The 14,752-nt window shown below is 53.2% G+C and carries 10 protein-coding genes; 7 read left to right on the forward strand and 3 right to left on the reverse strand.

Annotated features, from left to right (window positions below; all coding sequences use genetic code 11):
* Positions 1 to 125 precede the first annotated feature (125 nt).
* From megL to MNU25_RS05530, 6 genes are all read left to right on the forward strand, one after another.
* A complete protein-coding gene (gene megL, locus MNU25_RS05505; RefSeq protein WP_240984151.1) occupies positions 126 to 1,322 on the forward strand; it encodes a methionine gamma-lyase in 1,197 nt (398 codons plus the stop codon).
* 422 nt (positions 1,323 to 1,744) lie between these two features.
* Positions 1,745 to 3,727, forward strand: coding sequence for a methyl-accepting chemotaxis protein (locus MNU25_RS05510; protein WP_240984152.1), 1,983 nt, complete (start codon positions 1,745 to 1,747; stop codon positions 3,725 to 3,727).
* Positions 3,728 to 3,898: 171 nt separating this feature from the next.
* Complete coding sequence (locus MNU25_RS05515; protein ID WP_240986741.1) at positions 3,899 to 5,593, forward strand: M3 family oligoendopeptidase; 1,695 nt, start codon at positions 3,899 to 3,901, stop codon at positions 5,591 to 5,593.
* 387 nt (positions 5,594 to 5,980) lie between these two features.
* A complete protein-coding gene (locus MNU25_RS05520) occupies positions 5,981 to 7,219 on the forward strand; it encodes an MFS transporter (RefSeq protein WP_240984153.1) in 1,239 nt (412 codons plus the stop codon).
* A gap of 446 nt (positions 7,220 to 7,665) precedes the next feature.
* Positions 7,666 to 8,865 (forward strand): DVU0298 family protein, encoded by a 1,200-nt coding sequence (locus MNU25_RS20085; RefSeq protein ID WP_277350661.1) that lies wholly within the window; start codon positions 7,666 to 7,668, stop codon positions 8,863 to 8,865.
* Between the two features lie 58 nt (positions 8,866 to 8,923).
* Entirely contained in the window at positions 8,924 to 9,343 is a 420-nt protein-coding gene (locus tag MNU25_RS05530) for a DUF2512 family protein (protein ID WP_240984154.1), read from the forward strand.
* On the opposite strand, the gene MNU25_RS05535 is transcribed toward MNU25_RS05530, so the two are convergent.
* Entirely contained in the window at positions 9,322 to 9,630 is a 309-nt protein-coding gene (locus MNU25_RS05535; RefSeq protein ID WP_240984155.1) for a hypothetical protein, read from the reverse strand. The genes MNU25_RS05530 and MNU25_RS05535 overlap by 22 nt on opposite strands.
* A 290-nt stretch (positions 9,631 to 9,920) precedes the next feature.
* On the opposite strand from MNU25_RS05535, the gene nifJ reads away from it, so the two are divergent.
* On the forward strand, positions 9,921 to 13,460 hold the full coding sequence (gene nifJ / locus MNU25_RS05540; RefSeq protein WP_240984156.1) for a pyruvate:ferredoxin (flavodoxin) oxidoreductase: 3,540 nt from the start codon (positions 9,921 to 9,923) through the stop codon (positions 13,458 to 13,460).
* A 315-nt stretch (positions 13,461 to 13,775) separates the two neighbouring features.
* Here nifJ and MNU25_RS05545 read toward each other — a convergent pair whose 3' ends face one another.
* Both MNU25_RS05545 and MNU25_RS05550 read right to left on the reverse strand, forming a co-directional pair.
* Positions 13,776 to 14,351, reverse strand: coding sequence for a Uma2 family endonuclease (locus MNU25_RS05545; protein WP_240984157.1), 576 nt, complete (start codon positions 14,349 to 14,351; stop codon positions 13,776 to 13,778).
* An 81-nt stretch (positions 14,352 to 14,432) separates the two neighbouring features.
* The gene (locus MNU25_RS05550) at positions 14,433 to 14,681 is read right to left on the reverse strand and encodes a hypothetical protein (RefSeq protein ID WP_240984158.1); all 249 of its coding nucleotides are present in this window, start codon (positions 14,679 to 14,681) and stop codon (positions 14,433 to 14,435) included.
* Between the last annotated feature and the right edge of the window lie 71 nt (positions 14,682 to 14,752).

Consider the following 14,752-nt stretch of genomic DNA (forward strand, 5'->3'; position numbering starts at 1 on the left):
TAGGCCAAGTGAAGCGGTGGAAGGCGACCTGTCGAAGTGGGAGTTGGGCTAGGGAAATAAATAATTCCGGCACAATACTTGCAAGATAAGAGTAAAGCAGCAAGATTGTTGAGGGGGAAAGACAGATGCATGACCACGCCCGAGACGCTTTTGGCACGTTGGCCATTCATGGAACTCATCGGAAGAATCCGGCCGGCGCCTTGGCCACGCCGATTTACCAAACAGCCACGTTCGTCTTTGATTCGGCCGAGCAGGGAGGGAAACGCTTTGCCGGGGAGGAAGACGGATACATTTATTCAAGATTGGGCAATCCGACTAATGCCGAGTTAGAAGAGAAAGTTGCCTTATTGGAGGGAGCGGAGGCCTGTATCTCTACGGCTTCCGGCATGGGGGCCATTTCAGCCCTCATGTGGACCGTCCTGCGGGCGGGAGACCATATTGTGGCGGCGAAAACCCTTTACGGCTGTACTTTCGCCCTGCTGAATCACGGTTTGACCCGCTTTGGCATTGAAGTGACTTTTGTGGACGCGACCGATCCGGAAAACATCCGTCAAGCCATGAAAGAAAACACAAGGGTGGTTTATCTCGAAACTCCGGCCAATCCCACCCTGGAAATCAGCGATATCGAGATGATTTCTTCGATCGCCCACCGGAATCCCGGCTGTATGTTGGTAGTCGATAATACCTTTTGCACACCCTATTTGCAACAGCCCTTGACTCTGGGTGCGGACGCGGTGGTGCACTCGGCCACGAAGTTTCTCAACGGACACGGGGATGTCATCGCCGGCTTGGTCGCGGGCGGGAAGGAACTGATCGACCAGGTCCGGCTGGTGGGGGTCAAAGACATGACGGGAGCGGTTTTGAGTCCGTTCGAGGCCTTTTTGCTCCTGCGGGGCTTAAAGACTCTGGAGGTCCGCATGGAGAGACATTGCGGCAACGCCTTGGCAGTCGCCAAGTTTCTTGAGGGGCATCCGGCGGTAGAGGGGGTTTATTATCCGGGACTGGAGAGTTTTCCCCAGTACGATCTGGCTAAAAAACAAATGCGTCTTCCCGGTGCGATCATCGCTTTCGAGATCAAGGGCGGAGTCGAAGAGGGCAAAGCCGTCATGAACAACGTACACTTGGCCAGTCTGGCGGTCAGCCTGGGCGATGCGGAAACCCTCATTCAACATCCGGCTTCGATGACCCATTCCCCTTATACAGAGGAAGAAAGGCGGCAAGCCGGGATCAGCGACGGCTTGATCCGGTTAGCCGTGGGTCTGGAAACGGTTGATGATATCATCATGGATCTGAAGCAAGCCCTGGAAGCAGCGGTCCTCTAAATTGTCAGTGCCGTGTGACTGTCAGCGCCATAGTGGCGTGAAAGAAGGTCCCGGGGAGGTTTTCCTCCCCGGGACCTGTGCCTTAAGTAGGACGGGTTGCGAATATTCTGAGCCCTATCCTATGGAGATTTACAGGGTGCCCAACTTCAGTTGTATCTTGAGAGTATCTCGAAGCCCTTAAATGAGTCGTCACAGGTCGTAGCGATGGATGTTGCCGGTATTCTTTTGACCTTCCTCTCAAAATTTCCGGACTTCAAATTAGGGACCAATGGCGGATTGCGGGAGAAGAAGAAAAATACTAGAATAGGTCACAAAAAGAAGAATCCAGGCCAAAAAAGGAAAGGATTCCGGTTAAAGAAGCAGAATCCCGGTTGCAAAAAGCAGATCTAGGTTACGGATTCGTCGTTGGGGGAGATTAAGTAGTGTTTAGGTTATCTGTCAGAGGCAAAATTACGACCCTGGTACTTATGCTGGCTCTGGTTCCCACCCTGGTGTTGGGGGTCACAAACTATTTCAATGCCTACAGGGCGCTGGAGAGCCAGCTCCGCCAGGCGGCAGCCCAGTCGGTGGCTAAAGCCGGTACGCTGACTCAGACACTCATGGGTGAAGCCGAGCACAGTGCCGACCGCTTGAGTATGGATGAGAATGTCGTCACGGCACCCAGTCAGCCGCAGGCGGCCAAGGCGATGGCGGCCTTTAAAATCTACCGGGAGTCCCATCCCGATGTGCAAAATGTCTATTATGGCACGGCGAACAAGCAGATGTTTGTTTATCCCAGATCGCCCTTGCCTCCGAATTTCGATCCGACTTCCCGGCCCTGGTATAAACTGGCGGTGCAGGCTAAAGGGATCGCCTGGACCGAGCCCTATATTGATACGGGCACAAAAAAACTGGTTGTCAGCGTGGCCAAACCCGTGCTTGAGCCGAAAACCGGGAAGGTTCTGGGCGTTGTGGGCATAGATATCTCGTTAGATAGCTTGAGCAAGATGCTGGGCAGCATCAAAATCGGGGATCATGGCTATGTGATCATGGTGGACAAAGAGGGCAAAGTCATGGTTCATCCGGATAGTTCCCTAATTGGCAAGCCGGTGCCCATCGCCGCTCTGCGGCAGGGTCTGACCGGGGGACAATCAGGCAGTGTGAATTACGTATACCAAGGGCAAAACCGTTTCGGCGTCTTTGAAACCTTACCTGACATCGGCTGGAAGATCATCGGAGTGGTGAGCTACAATGAGATCCAGGCGGCGACAGGGTCCATTTTGTGGGAAACACTGCTTGCCAGTTTGATAGTGGTGGTCCTAGCTATCGCGTTGGGACTTTGGTTTTCGGACTCGATTGCCAAAAACCTGAAAACATTGGTTCAGGAGGCCAAGAAAATCGGCGGCGGCGATTTTACCGTGCGCACCCGGGTTAGATCCAAAGACGAAATCGGTTCTTTGGCCGCTACTCTTAACGGGATGGTTGAACAATTGGGGCGCCTGATGGGGAATGTTAAGGACCATGCCTCTCAGGTGAGCCAATTCGCGAACTCACTGGCTTCCAGCGCGGAGGAAACGAGTGCGGCGAGTGAAGAAGTCACGGCTACCGTGACTGAGATTGCCGCGGGCGCCTCAGAGCAGGCGGCAACAGGGGAGCGGACTTCGGCTCTGGTGCGGGAGATGGCCCGGCGCCTGGCAGACCTGGCGGCGAGTTCCGAAGCCATGGCGGCGGCTTCGGCCGAGGTGCGGGCGGCCGAAGAAAACGGCGTCAACACCGTGGGGGATTTAACCGAAAAGACCAACCACAACAGCGAAGCCATTAACAAGATCGAGACTACTATCTATGCTCTCAATACCAAGGCTCAGTCCATCGGGGAGATTCTTCAGGCGATCAATTCCATCGCTGAGCAGACCAATCTCCTGGCTCTCAATGCCTCGATCGAGGCGGCACGTGCCGGGGATGCCGGTCGGGGCTTTTCTGTGGTGGCGGATGAGATCCGTAAATTGGCTGAGCAATCTTCCCAGTCCACGGCTGGCATCCGCACGATTATTTCCGAGATCCAAAAGGAGAGCGGTCAGGCGGTGTCTGTGATGGCTGAGGTCCGCTCCCGTACCCGGGCGCAGGTGGATGCCGTTCATAAGGTTGGGGGTTCCTTCCAAAAGATCTCTGCCGGTATAAATGAGATTGCGGCCAAGATTCAAGGGATCTTTGCTAATGTTGAGCAGGTGAATGTCAACAGTCAAGAGATGGTGCAGATGATTGCCAATATCTCGTCGGTTTCCCAAGAGACAGCCGCTTCTTCCCAGGAGGTTACGGCCTCCATGGAGCAGACCGCCGGTGCTGTCGAAGAAGTCGCGAGGACGGCCGAGAAGCTGAATGAGTTGGCAGGGGTTTTGAACCAAGAAGTGGATAAATTTAAAATCTGAGCGGGTGCCCGTTTGCCGTGGCATGTTCAAACTACCCTAATCCGAGTTAAATACGGAAAAGAGTTTAGGGATTCGAAGGGAAAAAGGCACTCACGTAGAATTAAGAAGGAGTGAGGTTGAGGCTGCAGGGGGTTAAGGCTGCAGATAGAAATGAGGAAGGTGGAAGTCATGATGAAGTTCAGTGAATTTCTTTATCAAAGGCCGGATGTGGCGGCCCTGGAATCCGAGTTCGAGGCTCTCTTGACCAAGTTCAACCGGGCCGGAACTTTCGCGGAGCAGGACGCCCTGATGGTCGAGCTCAACGGCCTCAGAAACGAATTCGAATCGATGGAACAGTTGGTCTATATCCGGCATACCATCGACACCACGGACGTTTTTTACGAAGGGGAGCAGAATTTTTTCGACGAGGCGACCCCGGTTTATCAGGGCTTGATTTCCCGCTACTACCAAGCCTTGGTCGATTCCAAGTTCCGAACGCATTTGGAAAAGAAATGGGGGAACCAGCTCTTTACCAAAGCGGAACTGACCCTGCGAACCTTTATCCCGGAAATTGTTGAAGATTTACGGCAGGAAAACAAACTCTCAACCGAATATACTAAGCTGATCGCCTCGGCTAAGATCCCATTTGAAGGGGAAGAACGCAATCTGCCTGGTTTGGTGCCTTTCCAGCTGTCCACCGACCGGGCGATGCGCAAACGGGCCCATGAGGCTAAGTATGCTTTTTTTGCCGATCACGAAGGGAAGCTGGATGAGATTTATGACGAGTTGGTAAGCGTCAGAACCCGCATCGCCCACAAACTGGGTTATACTGACTACGTCGAACTGGGCTATGCCAGAATGCTGCGTTCGGATTATAACCCCGAGATGGTGGCAAATTTCCGCCGGCAGGTTGAGGAGGTCATCGTCCCAGTGGCCAGCCGGCTGCGTGAACGCCAGAGAAAGCGGCTGGGACTGTCAACGCTCGCTTATTACGACGAAAAATTCAGTTTCAAAACAGGTAATGCCAAGCCCCAAGGGGATCCGGCCTGGATCGTGGCCAATGGGCAGAAAATGTATGACGAATTGTCGGCTGACACTGGTGCCTTTTTCAAGCTCATGGTTGAGAGGGAGCTCATGGATCTGGTCAGCAAGAAGGGCAAAGCCGGTGGCGGCTACTGCACCTATTTGAGCAAATACCAGGCGCCGTTTATCTTCTCCAACTTCAACGGGACCTCGGGAGATATCGACGTCATGACCCATGAGGCCGGGCACGCCTTCCAAACTTACTGCAGCCGGGACTTTCAGATCCCCGAATATTATTGGCCCACCTATGAAGCCTGCGAGATCCACTCGATGAGCATGGAATTTTTCGCCTGGCCCTGGATAGATCTCTTTTTCAGGGAAGATGCTGACAAATATAGGTTTTCTCATCTGAGCGAGGCTTTGCTCTTTATTCCTTATGGGGTTTGTGTCGATGAATTTCAGCACTTTGTCTACGCCCATCCGGAGGCCTCCCCCGAGGAACGCAAAGCGGCCTGGCGGGGACTGGAAAAGAAGTATCTCCCTCATCGAAACTACGAAGATAACGCTTATCTGGAACGGGGAGGGTATTGGCACCAGCAGGGGCATATTTTCGGCAGCCCGTTCTATTACATCGATTACACTCTGGCCCAAGTCTGTGCTTTTCAGTTCTGGCAGCGCTCCCGGGAAAAGCGGGAAGAGGCTTGGGCTGATTATCTCCGGCTGTGCCGGGCGGGCGGGAGCCGCTCGTTCTTAGGGCTGGTGGAACTGGCCAATTTGGTATCTCCTTTTGCGGAGGGTTCGCTTAGGGCTACGGTCACCGTGATCGAAGATTGGCTGAACGGGATCGACGATTCTGTCTTCTGATGGCAGCCTTCCGGTGGCAATAGGCCGGTTCTGCTTCGGGCTCGCGCGGGGCCCGGCGCACGGCGTGATTTTCCTGATGATGTGTATGGCGGTTTTTCTCCGGGTTCCCGCGGGACCCGGAGCTGTCTTCTGCCGGACTGACGGCAGCGCAACCCGCCGCAAACCCCATGGGCGTAAGGTTAGGCAGTTCCCGGCTTGTAGGGCAGTGGGAACTGCCTAATATATCTGTCCTGAGGGGCAGAGGCCAACTCTGCTTGGGGCGTTGCCTCGGAGGGTTAGGGTGGAGCACTTGCCGATGGTTCCCCTGGAGCGATTTGACTCAGAGCGGATCGTTCAACTATAATAGAAGAATATTGTGACAATACAACGAGCAGAGGCGGAGATATTATGGGGGAAAACACGGGAAAGAACAGTGGGGAAGGGGCAGGAGAGGGCCCTGCCCAGGGGGTAGGGCCGAAAGAACTTTGGACCAAAAACTTCATCCTAATCGTTTTGGCGAATTTCATTATTTTTTTCGGCTTTCAGATGCTGATGCCGACCATTCCTGTTTATACGGAAAAATTGGGCGGCTCGCAATCCGAGGCCGGGTTGGTCATGGGCATCTTCGCCATTTCGGCAGTGCTCATTCGTCCCTTTGCCGGGCGTGCTATCGACGTTTTTGGGCGCAAGGTGATTTTTCTCTCGGGTTTAACGATTTTTTTCGTCTCAGTCCTGGCTTATAATTGGCTGCCTACGGTTCTGCTGCTGATCCTTTTTCGACTTATTCACGGGTTTGGCTGGGGAGCCTCCAGCACGGCGGCCGGGACGATTGCCGCGGACACGATTCCCCGTCCCCGCCTCACGGAAGGCATGGGCTATTACGGTATCGCGAGTGACATTGCCATGGCGTTGGCTCCGGCTTATGGGCTCTTCCTCATAGGCAGCTACGGATTTCCGGCGCTCTTCTTTTCTTCGGGGGCGGCTACGTTGCTTGCGATCATTTTAGCCTGCTTTATTACCTATCGTGAGGCCTCTCAAACGGAGCGCGGGAGCCGGACAGCCTTTTTTGAGAAAGCCGCTTTCCGGCCCTCTTTGCTCATGTTTTTCGTGACTATGACCTTTGGAGCGATTGTTTCCTTCCTCGCTTTATATGCGAGTCATCTGGGTATTTCAAACATAGGGATTTTTTTCACTTTCTATGCCGTGGCTCTGATGTTAAGCAGGCCGCTGTTCGGACGCCTGGCCGATCGCCGAGGATTTGATATCGTTCTTGTGCCGGGAATGCTGGCTATCTTGCTGGCCATGTTTTTGCTCTATCGCGCTCAGGCTTCCTCGCAACCTTTGCTCATCCTGCTGGTGGCGGCAGTTATCTATGGGTTCGGTTTTGGGGCTGTACAGCCGAGTTTACAGGCGATGGCGGTGCTCGATGTGCCGTTTAACCGCCGGGGGGCCGCCAATGGGACCTTCTACTCCGCCTTTGATCTCGGCATCGGCCTGGGCTCCGGTATCTGGGGTGTGGTTGCCGATGTCTGGGGTTTCAGTGCCATGTACTTGGGCGCGACCGTGCCTGCTTTCCTGGCCTTGGTTTTTTATCTGTTCATGGGTAGGCGAAAAGCGCCGGAAGGCCGAGACGGCAGAAGGGGGTAGGTCTCGGCTGAGCAGTGAGGTCATGCCGGATGCAAGGTTAATTTGGATGCGGGAAAAATCCATACGTCAGCCAACTCGGATGCGGACCCAATTGGGGGACGGGCCGATCAGGATGTAAGGTCGATTGAGATCCGGGTAAATCCACGGTTGTCCCGCGTCGCCCGTCGTGGTATGTTATTCTCAAAGTAAATTGTTGCGAGAACGGAATCGGCGTTCGGGTACTTAATTTTCCCTATGTCAACCACCCCATGCCTAAAGGCGTCTGAAGCCAGGGGCTTCCGCGCGCAGCATTCGGTGAAAGGTCGTGAAAGGTCGTTTGGCGTGAGCGGGCAGTCCTGGGGGATGATTTCCATTTATCCTGTTTCCGCAACCGGGAAGGGTTCTGCCAAGAAACATGACGGCGGGTGGGTAGGAGGAGATTTTGGACAAGAAAGAGGTAAATGGTGATGGGTAAAGACGAGGGAGACGGTATTCGCAGGAGAAGCGAACTGGATAGCCTTCTCTTGAAGGCGGATTGGCGCGGATTGAGGTATCGGGCCAGCCGGGACCGTTCCGTCGTGAGGCAACTGCAGAGTAAAGTGCTGACTGCGTCGGGATTGCTGTTATGGCGGGCAGTGGAAGGGTTGGGACGGGTGGCGGGATGGTTGGAAGAGGAAAGGCCGGGCTACGCGCAGGAGATGGTTCGCCGCTATTTTTGGGCGCTCAATGAAGAATCCGGTGGTACGGCTTGGAATGCGGGGCAGGCCATCGGGAGCATCATGGCCAACAGTCCGGACACGTGCGGGCATTTTCATTGGATGTTCAGCGATTTTTTAGCCGATCCCAGTTTGCGAGACGGAGTGTTGTGGGGATTGCTGCAGTTGGCGCTTGAGGCTCCGCAATGGGTGTTCCCTTTGGAAGAGCGGGTTAAACCTTTCTTGGGGGCGGGTTCTGCGGAAACGCAACTCTTGGCGGCACTAATCTATCGTTTTATGCGGGAGCGGGCGGGACAAGAACAGGGGTGGGAGATTTCCCGCGCGGACGGCTTGGCGGAGGGCGAGACGCCGGTCACGCTTTATCAGGAAGGGAAACTGAGAACCCTTCCCGTGCGATCGTGGCTGCAAACGGATACGGTCAGCTTTTGGACTCAAACCATGGATATGGGCGGGGTCGAAGCCCACCTGACGCTGGCCGGCAGCGGGGAGGGGTTGTGTTGGCTTAGCTCAGGCAATCCCAGGGAGGAGGAAGGCAGGTTGCGTTCCTGGGTGCGGCGGCACTTACCGGGGTCTTGGCTGGTCCGGACTTCCCGGCCGCATGAGGAGGCACTCAGGGAACTCGGCGAGTATTTTCAGGGCGCGCGCCGCAAGTTCGAGCTGCCCCTGCACTTGAAAGGGACGGATTTTCAAAAGAGGGTCTGGCGGGCCCTGACAGATATTCCCTATGGAGAGACCCGCAGTTACCATGATATTGCGGTAGCCGTGGGCAGTCCCAAGGGTTCCCGTGCGGTGGGCGGCGCCGTTCATGAAAATCCGGTTGCTTTTGTCGTCCCCTGTCACCGGGTCATTGGACAAGACGGAAGATTGACCGGGTATGCGGGGGGCTTGGAACTCAAAGCCGCTTTACTGGAATTGGAGAAAGGCAGGGATTCTTTGCCCGGCGGGGCGTGATCCGAGACCGAGCCATGCATGATTTGACAACTTTTTGGTCAGACTAGAGGTTGAACGATTGAAGATCTTACCTAAGGGAGAACAAATGGTGAGTGAAAGGACGGTCAATCTCATGAAGCATGTTTATGCCCTAATCGTCAAGTATGTCATGGTTGCGGTAATCCTGTATGTGGTCCTGGGGTTGTTTTACAGCGTCGGCATCGGGGATATTCTGTTGCTGAGCCTTGTTGTGACAGTCTTGGCCTACCTCTTGGGGGATTTGCTGGTTTTGCCGATGGGTGGTAATGTCATGGCCACGGTGGCCGATTTCGTGATAGCGGTTGTCGCCGTCTGGGGAATCGGGGGTTATTGGCTGAATTACGGAATCAGCATTGTTCCGGCCCTCTACTCGGGTATCTTGATCGGAGTGGGAGAATGGTTTTTCCACAAATACATGGTGGGGCGGGTCGTGGACAATCATGTGGATCCGTCGGAGTAAATGTCAAGTCGGCGCCGGTCTCGGAGTAGACCCCGGACGGATGAAGGGTCAGCCATGAATTGCCAAGACAGACAACAAAGATGAACTACGACGTGAAGCTTTAAAGACGACCCAGAGATAGAGCTGAAGATATAGATATAATAGAGATAGAGATAGAGATAAAGATAGAGATAAAGATAGAGATAGAGATAAAGATAGAGATAAAGATAGAGATAAAGATAAAGATAGAGATAAAGATAGAGATAAAGATAAGATAAGCTATTGAGAGAGGCCATAAGGACCATCAAGTAGACAACTTCTTTACTAAAGAACTACGGGTTTTGCGGTAAGGCCCTGCCCTCTGTCCCGGTTGAGGTGACGGAAGGCGGGGTTTTTATGCATGGTTGGAGAAGGAAAGACGCATAATAAAGGACAGGGTGTGGGCGGTAGGCCGGTGTGCCCGGCGGTATCGTCTGTTGGCATGCTTGCTTTGGTGAGCGCTTTCTTGACCAGGGCGAGAGGAGCGGGAGAAGAGCAAGATATGAAGGATAAGAAGGATGGAATGGCAAGGTGAAAATGAAAAGGAGGGCTAATCCCAGTGGCAAAGAAAATGAAAACGATGGACGGGAATACGGCGGCGGCCAGTGCTTCTTATGCATTGACGGAAGTCGCGACCATTTTCCCGATTACCCCCTCTTCGCCGATGGCGGAAAGTGTGGACGAGTGGGCCGCGCACGGCAAGAAGAACTTATTCAACCAACCCGTGAAGGTGGTGGAGATGCAATCCGAAGGCGGCGCGGCCGGGGCCTTGCACGGGTCTTTACAGGCGGGGGCCTTAACCACGACCTATACGGCTTCGCAGGGTTTGCTGTTGATGATTCCCAACATGTATAAGATGGCGGGGGAATATTTACCGGCAGTCTTTCAGGTGAGTGCCAGATCCTTGGCCTCTCACGCCTTATCGATCTTCGGCGACCACCAAGATGTAATGGCCGCGCGCCAAACCGGTTTTGCCTTATTGTGCTCGGCCAGTGTGCAGGAAGCGCAAGATCTTGCTTATGTGGCCCACTTGTGTGCGCTGAAAGCCCGTGTGCCCTTTCTGCACTTTTTTGACGGTTTCCGCACTTCCCACGAAGTGCAGAAAATTGAGGTTATCGAGGCGGAAGAGATTGCCAAATTGGTGGATTATCAGGCTCTGAAGGATTTCCGGGATCGGGCCCTCAGCCCGGAACACCCGGTTCTGCGGGGAACGGCTCAGAATCCGGATATTTATTTTCAGGAGAGGGAATCAGGCAACCGGTTTTTCCAGGCCGTTCCGGATATCGTCGCCAATATGATGCGAGAAATTAAAACTTTAAGCGGCCGGGAGTACCAGCCTTTCGTTTATTATGGGGCGGAGGATGCCGATCGGATCATTGTCGCCATGGGCTCTGTCTGTGAGACGGCCGCAGAAGTAGTGGATTATTTGAATGCCCGCGGGGAGAAGGTAGGGATACTGAAAGTTCACCTCTACCGCCCGTTCTCCGCTCAATATTTCTTCAACGTTTTGCCCAAGACAGTGCAAAAGATTGCCGTTTTGGATAGGACGAAAGAGCCCGGCTCCCCCGGTGAACCGCTCTACCTGGATGTGGTGAGGGTGTTTTATGAACGGGCGCAGAAGCCCCTGATCGTCGGCGGGCGCTATGGCTTGGGTTCCAAAGACACGACGCCCGCGCAATTAGCCGCGGTTTACAAAAATCTGGCCCAAGCCCAGCCAAAAAATGATTTTACCATCGGCATCGTTGACGATGTGACCTTTACCTCCTTACCGGAAGGTGAGCCCATGGAGACTACCCCGCAAGGAACGATCAGCTGCAAGTTCTGGGGGTTGGGTTCGGACGGGACGGTGGGAGCCAACAAATCGGCGATCAAGATTATCGGGGATCACACGGGTATGTATGCCCAGGGCTATTTTGAATACGATTCCAAGAAGTCCGGCGGAACCACGATTTCTCACTTGCGTTTCGGCCAAAAGCCGATTCAGTCCGCTTACCTCGTTTCCAGTGCCGACTACATAGCTTGTCACAACAAATCGTTTCTCCGGCAATATGACCTCGTCAAAGGGCTCAAGCAAAACGGAACGTTTGTCCTCAATTGTCCTTGGAATATGGACGAGCTTGAGCAGAATCTGCCGGCGGCCCTAAAACGCTATATTGCCCGCAACAATATAAAATTTTACATTGTTGACGCGATTGATATTGCCCGCAAAATCGGTTTGGGTGGCCGGATCAATATGGTCATGCAGGCGGCCTTCTTCAAGCTGGCCAATGTCATCCCGCTTGAAGATGCGGTGAAATATCTCAAAGACTCAATCCAGGCGACTTATGGGAGAAAAGGCCGGAAGATCGTGGAGATGAACTGGAAAGCGGTCGACGAAGGGATCAATGCCACGGTCAAGGTGGAAGTTCCGGCGGCTTGGGCCGATGCGGCCGACCAGGCAAAAGAGCCGGGCTTGAGCGGGGAGACCGAATTCCTGCGCAAAATTCAAAGGCCGATGGAACGCCACGAAGGGGATGACTTGCCGGTCAGCAGTTTTGTGGGGAGGGAAGACGGGACCTTCCCGTTGGGTACGACGAAGTGGGAAAAGCGCGGAATCGCCGTCATGATTCCGGAATGGCAAATTGACGAGTGTATTCAGTGCAACCAGTGTTCATATATTTGTCCGCACGCCACGATCCGGCCTTTCCTTCTGGATAGTGCGGAAGAGGAACAGGCGCCTGAAACCTTCAAGACGAAGAAAGCCATCGGCAAGGAGTTGGATGGGCTCAACTTCAGAATCCAGGTGAGCCCGCTGGACTGTACAGGTTGCGGCAATTGCGCGGATATTTGTCCGGCCCCCGGCAAAGCTTTGATCATGAAACCGGCTGATGAACAAATCGGAAAACAAAGTGCCAACTGGGAATTTGCCTTGACTGTCCGGGAAAAAAACAATCTTCTTAATCCCAAGACCCTCAAGGGAAGCCAGTTTGCCCGCCCGCTGCTGGAGTTCAACGGTGCCTGCCCCGGCTGTGGTGAAACAGCGTATGTCAAGCTCCTGACCCAGCTTTTTGGGGATCGCATGATGATTGCCAACGCTACGGGCTGCACCTCAATCTGGGGTGGCAGTGCTCCTTCTATTCCCTATACGACCAATGCGGAGGGTAGGGGTCCCAGCTGGGCCAACTCCCTCTTTGAGGACAATGCCGAATATGGTTACGGCATGTATTTGGGTGTTAAGCAGATGCGAGAGAGGCTGGCGCTCCTCATGCGCGGTGCGCTGGAGAGTGGGGTGCGGGAGGAAACCAAGGAAGCCTTGCGTAACTGGCTGGATCATTTTGCCGACGGGGATGTCTCCCGAGTGGCTTCCGATCAAGTCCTCCGGGCCCTCCAAGCGGAGCCTGATACCAACAATCCGGTCCTTAAGCAAATTTTAGAGGCCAAAGATTACCTGGTTAAACGGTCTCACTGGATCGTCGGCGGCGACGGCTGGGCCTATGATATCGGCTATGGCGGTTTGGATCACGTGTTGGCGGCGGGGGACGATGTGAACGTCCTTGTGCTCGATACCGAGGTCTATTCCAATACCGGGGGCCAGTCCTCGAAGGCGACGCAAACGGCGGCTATCGCCAAGTTTGCCGCCGCCGGCAAAAAAATCCGCAAGAAAGATCTGGGTCTCATGGCCATGAGTTACGGTTATGTTTATGTCGCTCAGGTTTCTATGGGTGCCAACATGAATCAGGTGCTGAAGGCGATTGCCGAAGCGGAAGCCTACCCGGGCCCGTCCTTGATTATCGCTTATGCGCCTTGTATTAACCACGGGATCAAAGCCGGTATGGGGACGTCGGTGCTGGAAGGAAAGCGGGCAGTTGCCGCGGGTTACTGGCACCTTTACCGTTATAATCCACTGCTGAAGGAACAAGGGAAAAACCCCTTCACGCTCGATTCGAAAGAACCCGCCGCCTCCTTTAAGGAGTTTCTGTTGGGTGAGATTCGCTACGCCTCGCTGGCTACGGTGTTCCCGGATGCCGCCGAAAAACTGTTTGAGGTGGCTGAACGAGACGCCCGCGAGCGCTACGAATCCTATAAGCGCCTGGCGGAGATGAAATTCCCGAACGGTTGATCTAGGTGACCAAGAAGGTAAAGGGCCACTGGCGGTGCAAACTGTGTTACACTAAGATAGATATCTGCCAGTGTGGCATCGTAAGCAATCGGCAATGGTGATATCTATGGGTTCAAGAGGGCAGCCTTTGGGAAAAGGGTTGCCCCCTTGGACAGAAGCTATTGTTTTCTCAACTAATCGCCTAAATCTTCTTGGGAATTTTGGCCAATGGGGATTTTGGCCAATTGGTATTTGTCAACTGACGACGCGCCCTGCTCGTTACCAGGATAGGGTCAAGGATAGAAGTTTCAAAGGCTTTAATTTCTTCAGCCGGCTTCAGCCGTGGGAGGATGTCTGAGGGAAAATATCCCTTAGCTGGATTTCCAAGCCTGTCAACAAAGGGGAAGTCAAAATATCCTCATCATCACATGCTTGAAATAGATTCCAGCTTTGCTCGGCCCGTGTAAAAACTTCAATCGTTTTATGGTCGGGGTCTGCTATCCAGTATTCCTTCACCCCATGTTTGTAGTACATCCTGCTTTTTTCAACTCGATCATTTTTACCCGTTGAAGGTGACAATATTTCCACGACTAAATCCGGTGCGCCCTGAATATTTGTCTCAGTAATAATATCCAGGCGGTTTTTGGCGATAAATAATATATCCGGCTGGGGCTTTTCCGTTTCAGATAAAAGAACATCCATCGGGGCATAGAAGACTTTACCCAAGTCATGCTTACGAACAAATTCTTTAACCGCGGAATATAGTTCTCCGCTTAACTCTTGGTGAATCGTTCTTGGCGCCGGAACCAAGATTAACCTTCCCCCAATCAGCTCGTATTGGTTGTCATCGTCTATTTTTAGGTAATCTTCATAGGTATACAACCTCTCGGTTCCTGCCTTTTCCGTACGCATTATCAGACAACCCCCTTGTAAGATCCAACCAATCCGAAAAAACCATCTACCTAAAGACTACTTTTTTGAACAATATTTGCCTCAACTATTCTCATATTTGTCTATCATAGCTTTCGCCCAGGCGCTGCTTTCTAAATCTTGTAGGTCCTTGCATTTGTACTTTTCCAATACTCCTCTGGCCCTTTTGGTTTTCTGTTCCATGCCGCCTTCCGTATTCACATCTTCATATGGATGTATGAGTATGTCAACTTTCCGATTTCTCAGGCTTTCAGGGATATCAATAATGTGAGCTAATACATCGCTATTTTCGACCTTTCTAGTGAATGTCATTGCAAACTAACCTCCATGTCAGAAAAGTGCGAAATCCCTTTCATCAGGTACGGATGTGCTTAGTATTAACT

The organism is Acididesulfobacillus acetoxydans (assembly GCF_902729405.1).
In the GTDB taxonomy this organism is placed as follows: domain Bacteria; phylum Bacillota; class Desulfitobacteriia; order Desulfitobacteriales; family Desulfitobacteriaceae; genus Acididesulfobacillus; species Acididesulfobacillus acetoxydans.

Excerpts from the sequence above, each read along its gene's own strand:
- megL (WP_240984151.1), top strand. The coding sequence starts at position 126 with ATGCATGACCACGCCCGAGACGCTTTTGGCACGTTGGCCATTCATGGA.
- MNU25_RS20085 (WP_277350661.1), top strand. The coding sequence starts at position 7,666 with ATGGGTAAAGACGAGGGAGACGGTATTCGCAGGAGAAGCGAACTGGAT.
- MNU25_RS05515 (WP_240986741.1), top strand. The coding sequence starts at position 3,899 with ATGAAGTTCAGTGAATTTCTTTATCAAAGGCCGGATGTGGCGGCCCTG.
- MNU25_RS05550 (WP_240984158.1), bottom strand. The coding sequence starts at position 14,681 with ATGACATTCACTAGAAAGGTCGAAAATAGCGATGTATTAGCTCACATT.
- MNU25_RS05520 (WP_240984153.1), top strand. The coding sequence starts at position 5,981 with ATGGGGGAAAACACGGGAAAGAACAGTGGGGAAGGGGCAGGAGAGGGC.
- MNU25_RS05545 (WP_240984157.1), bottom strand. The coding sequence starts at position 14,351 with ATGCGTACGGAAAAGGCAGGAACCGAGAGGTTGTATACCTATGAAGAT.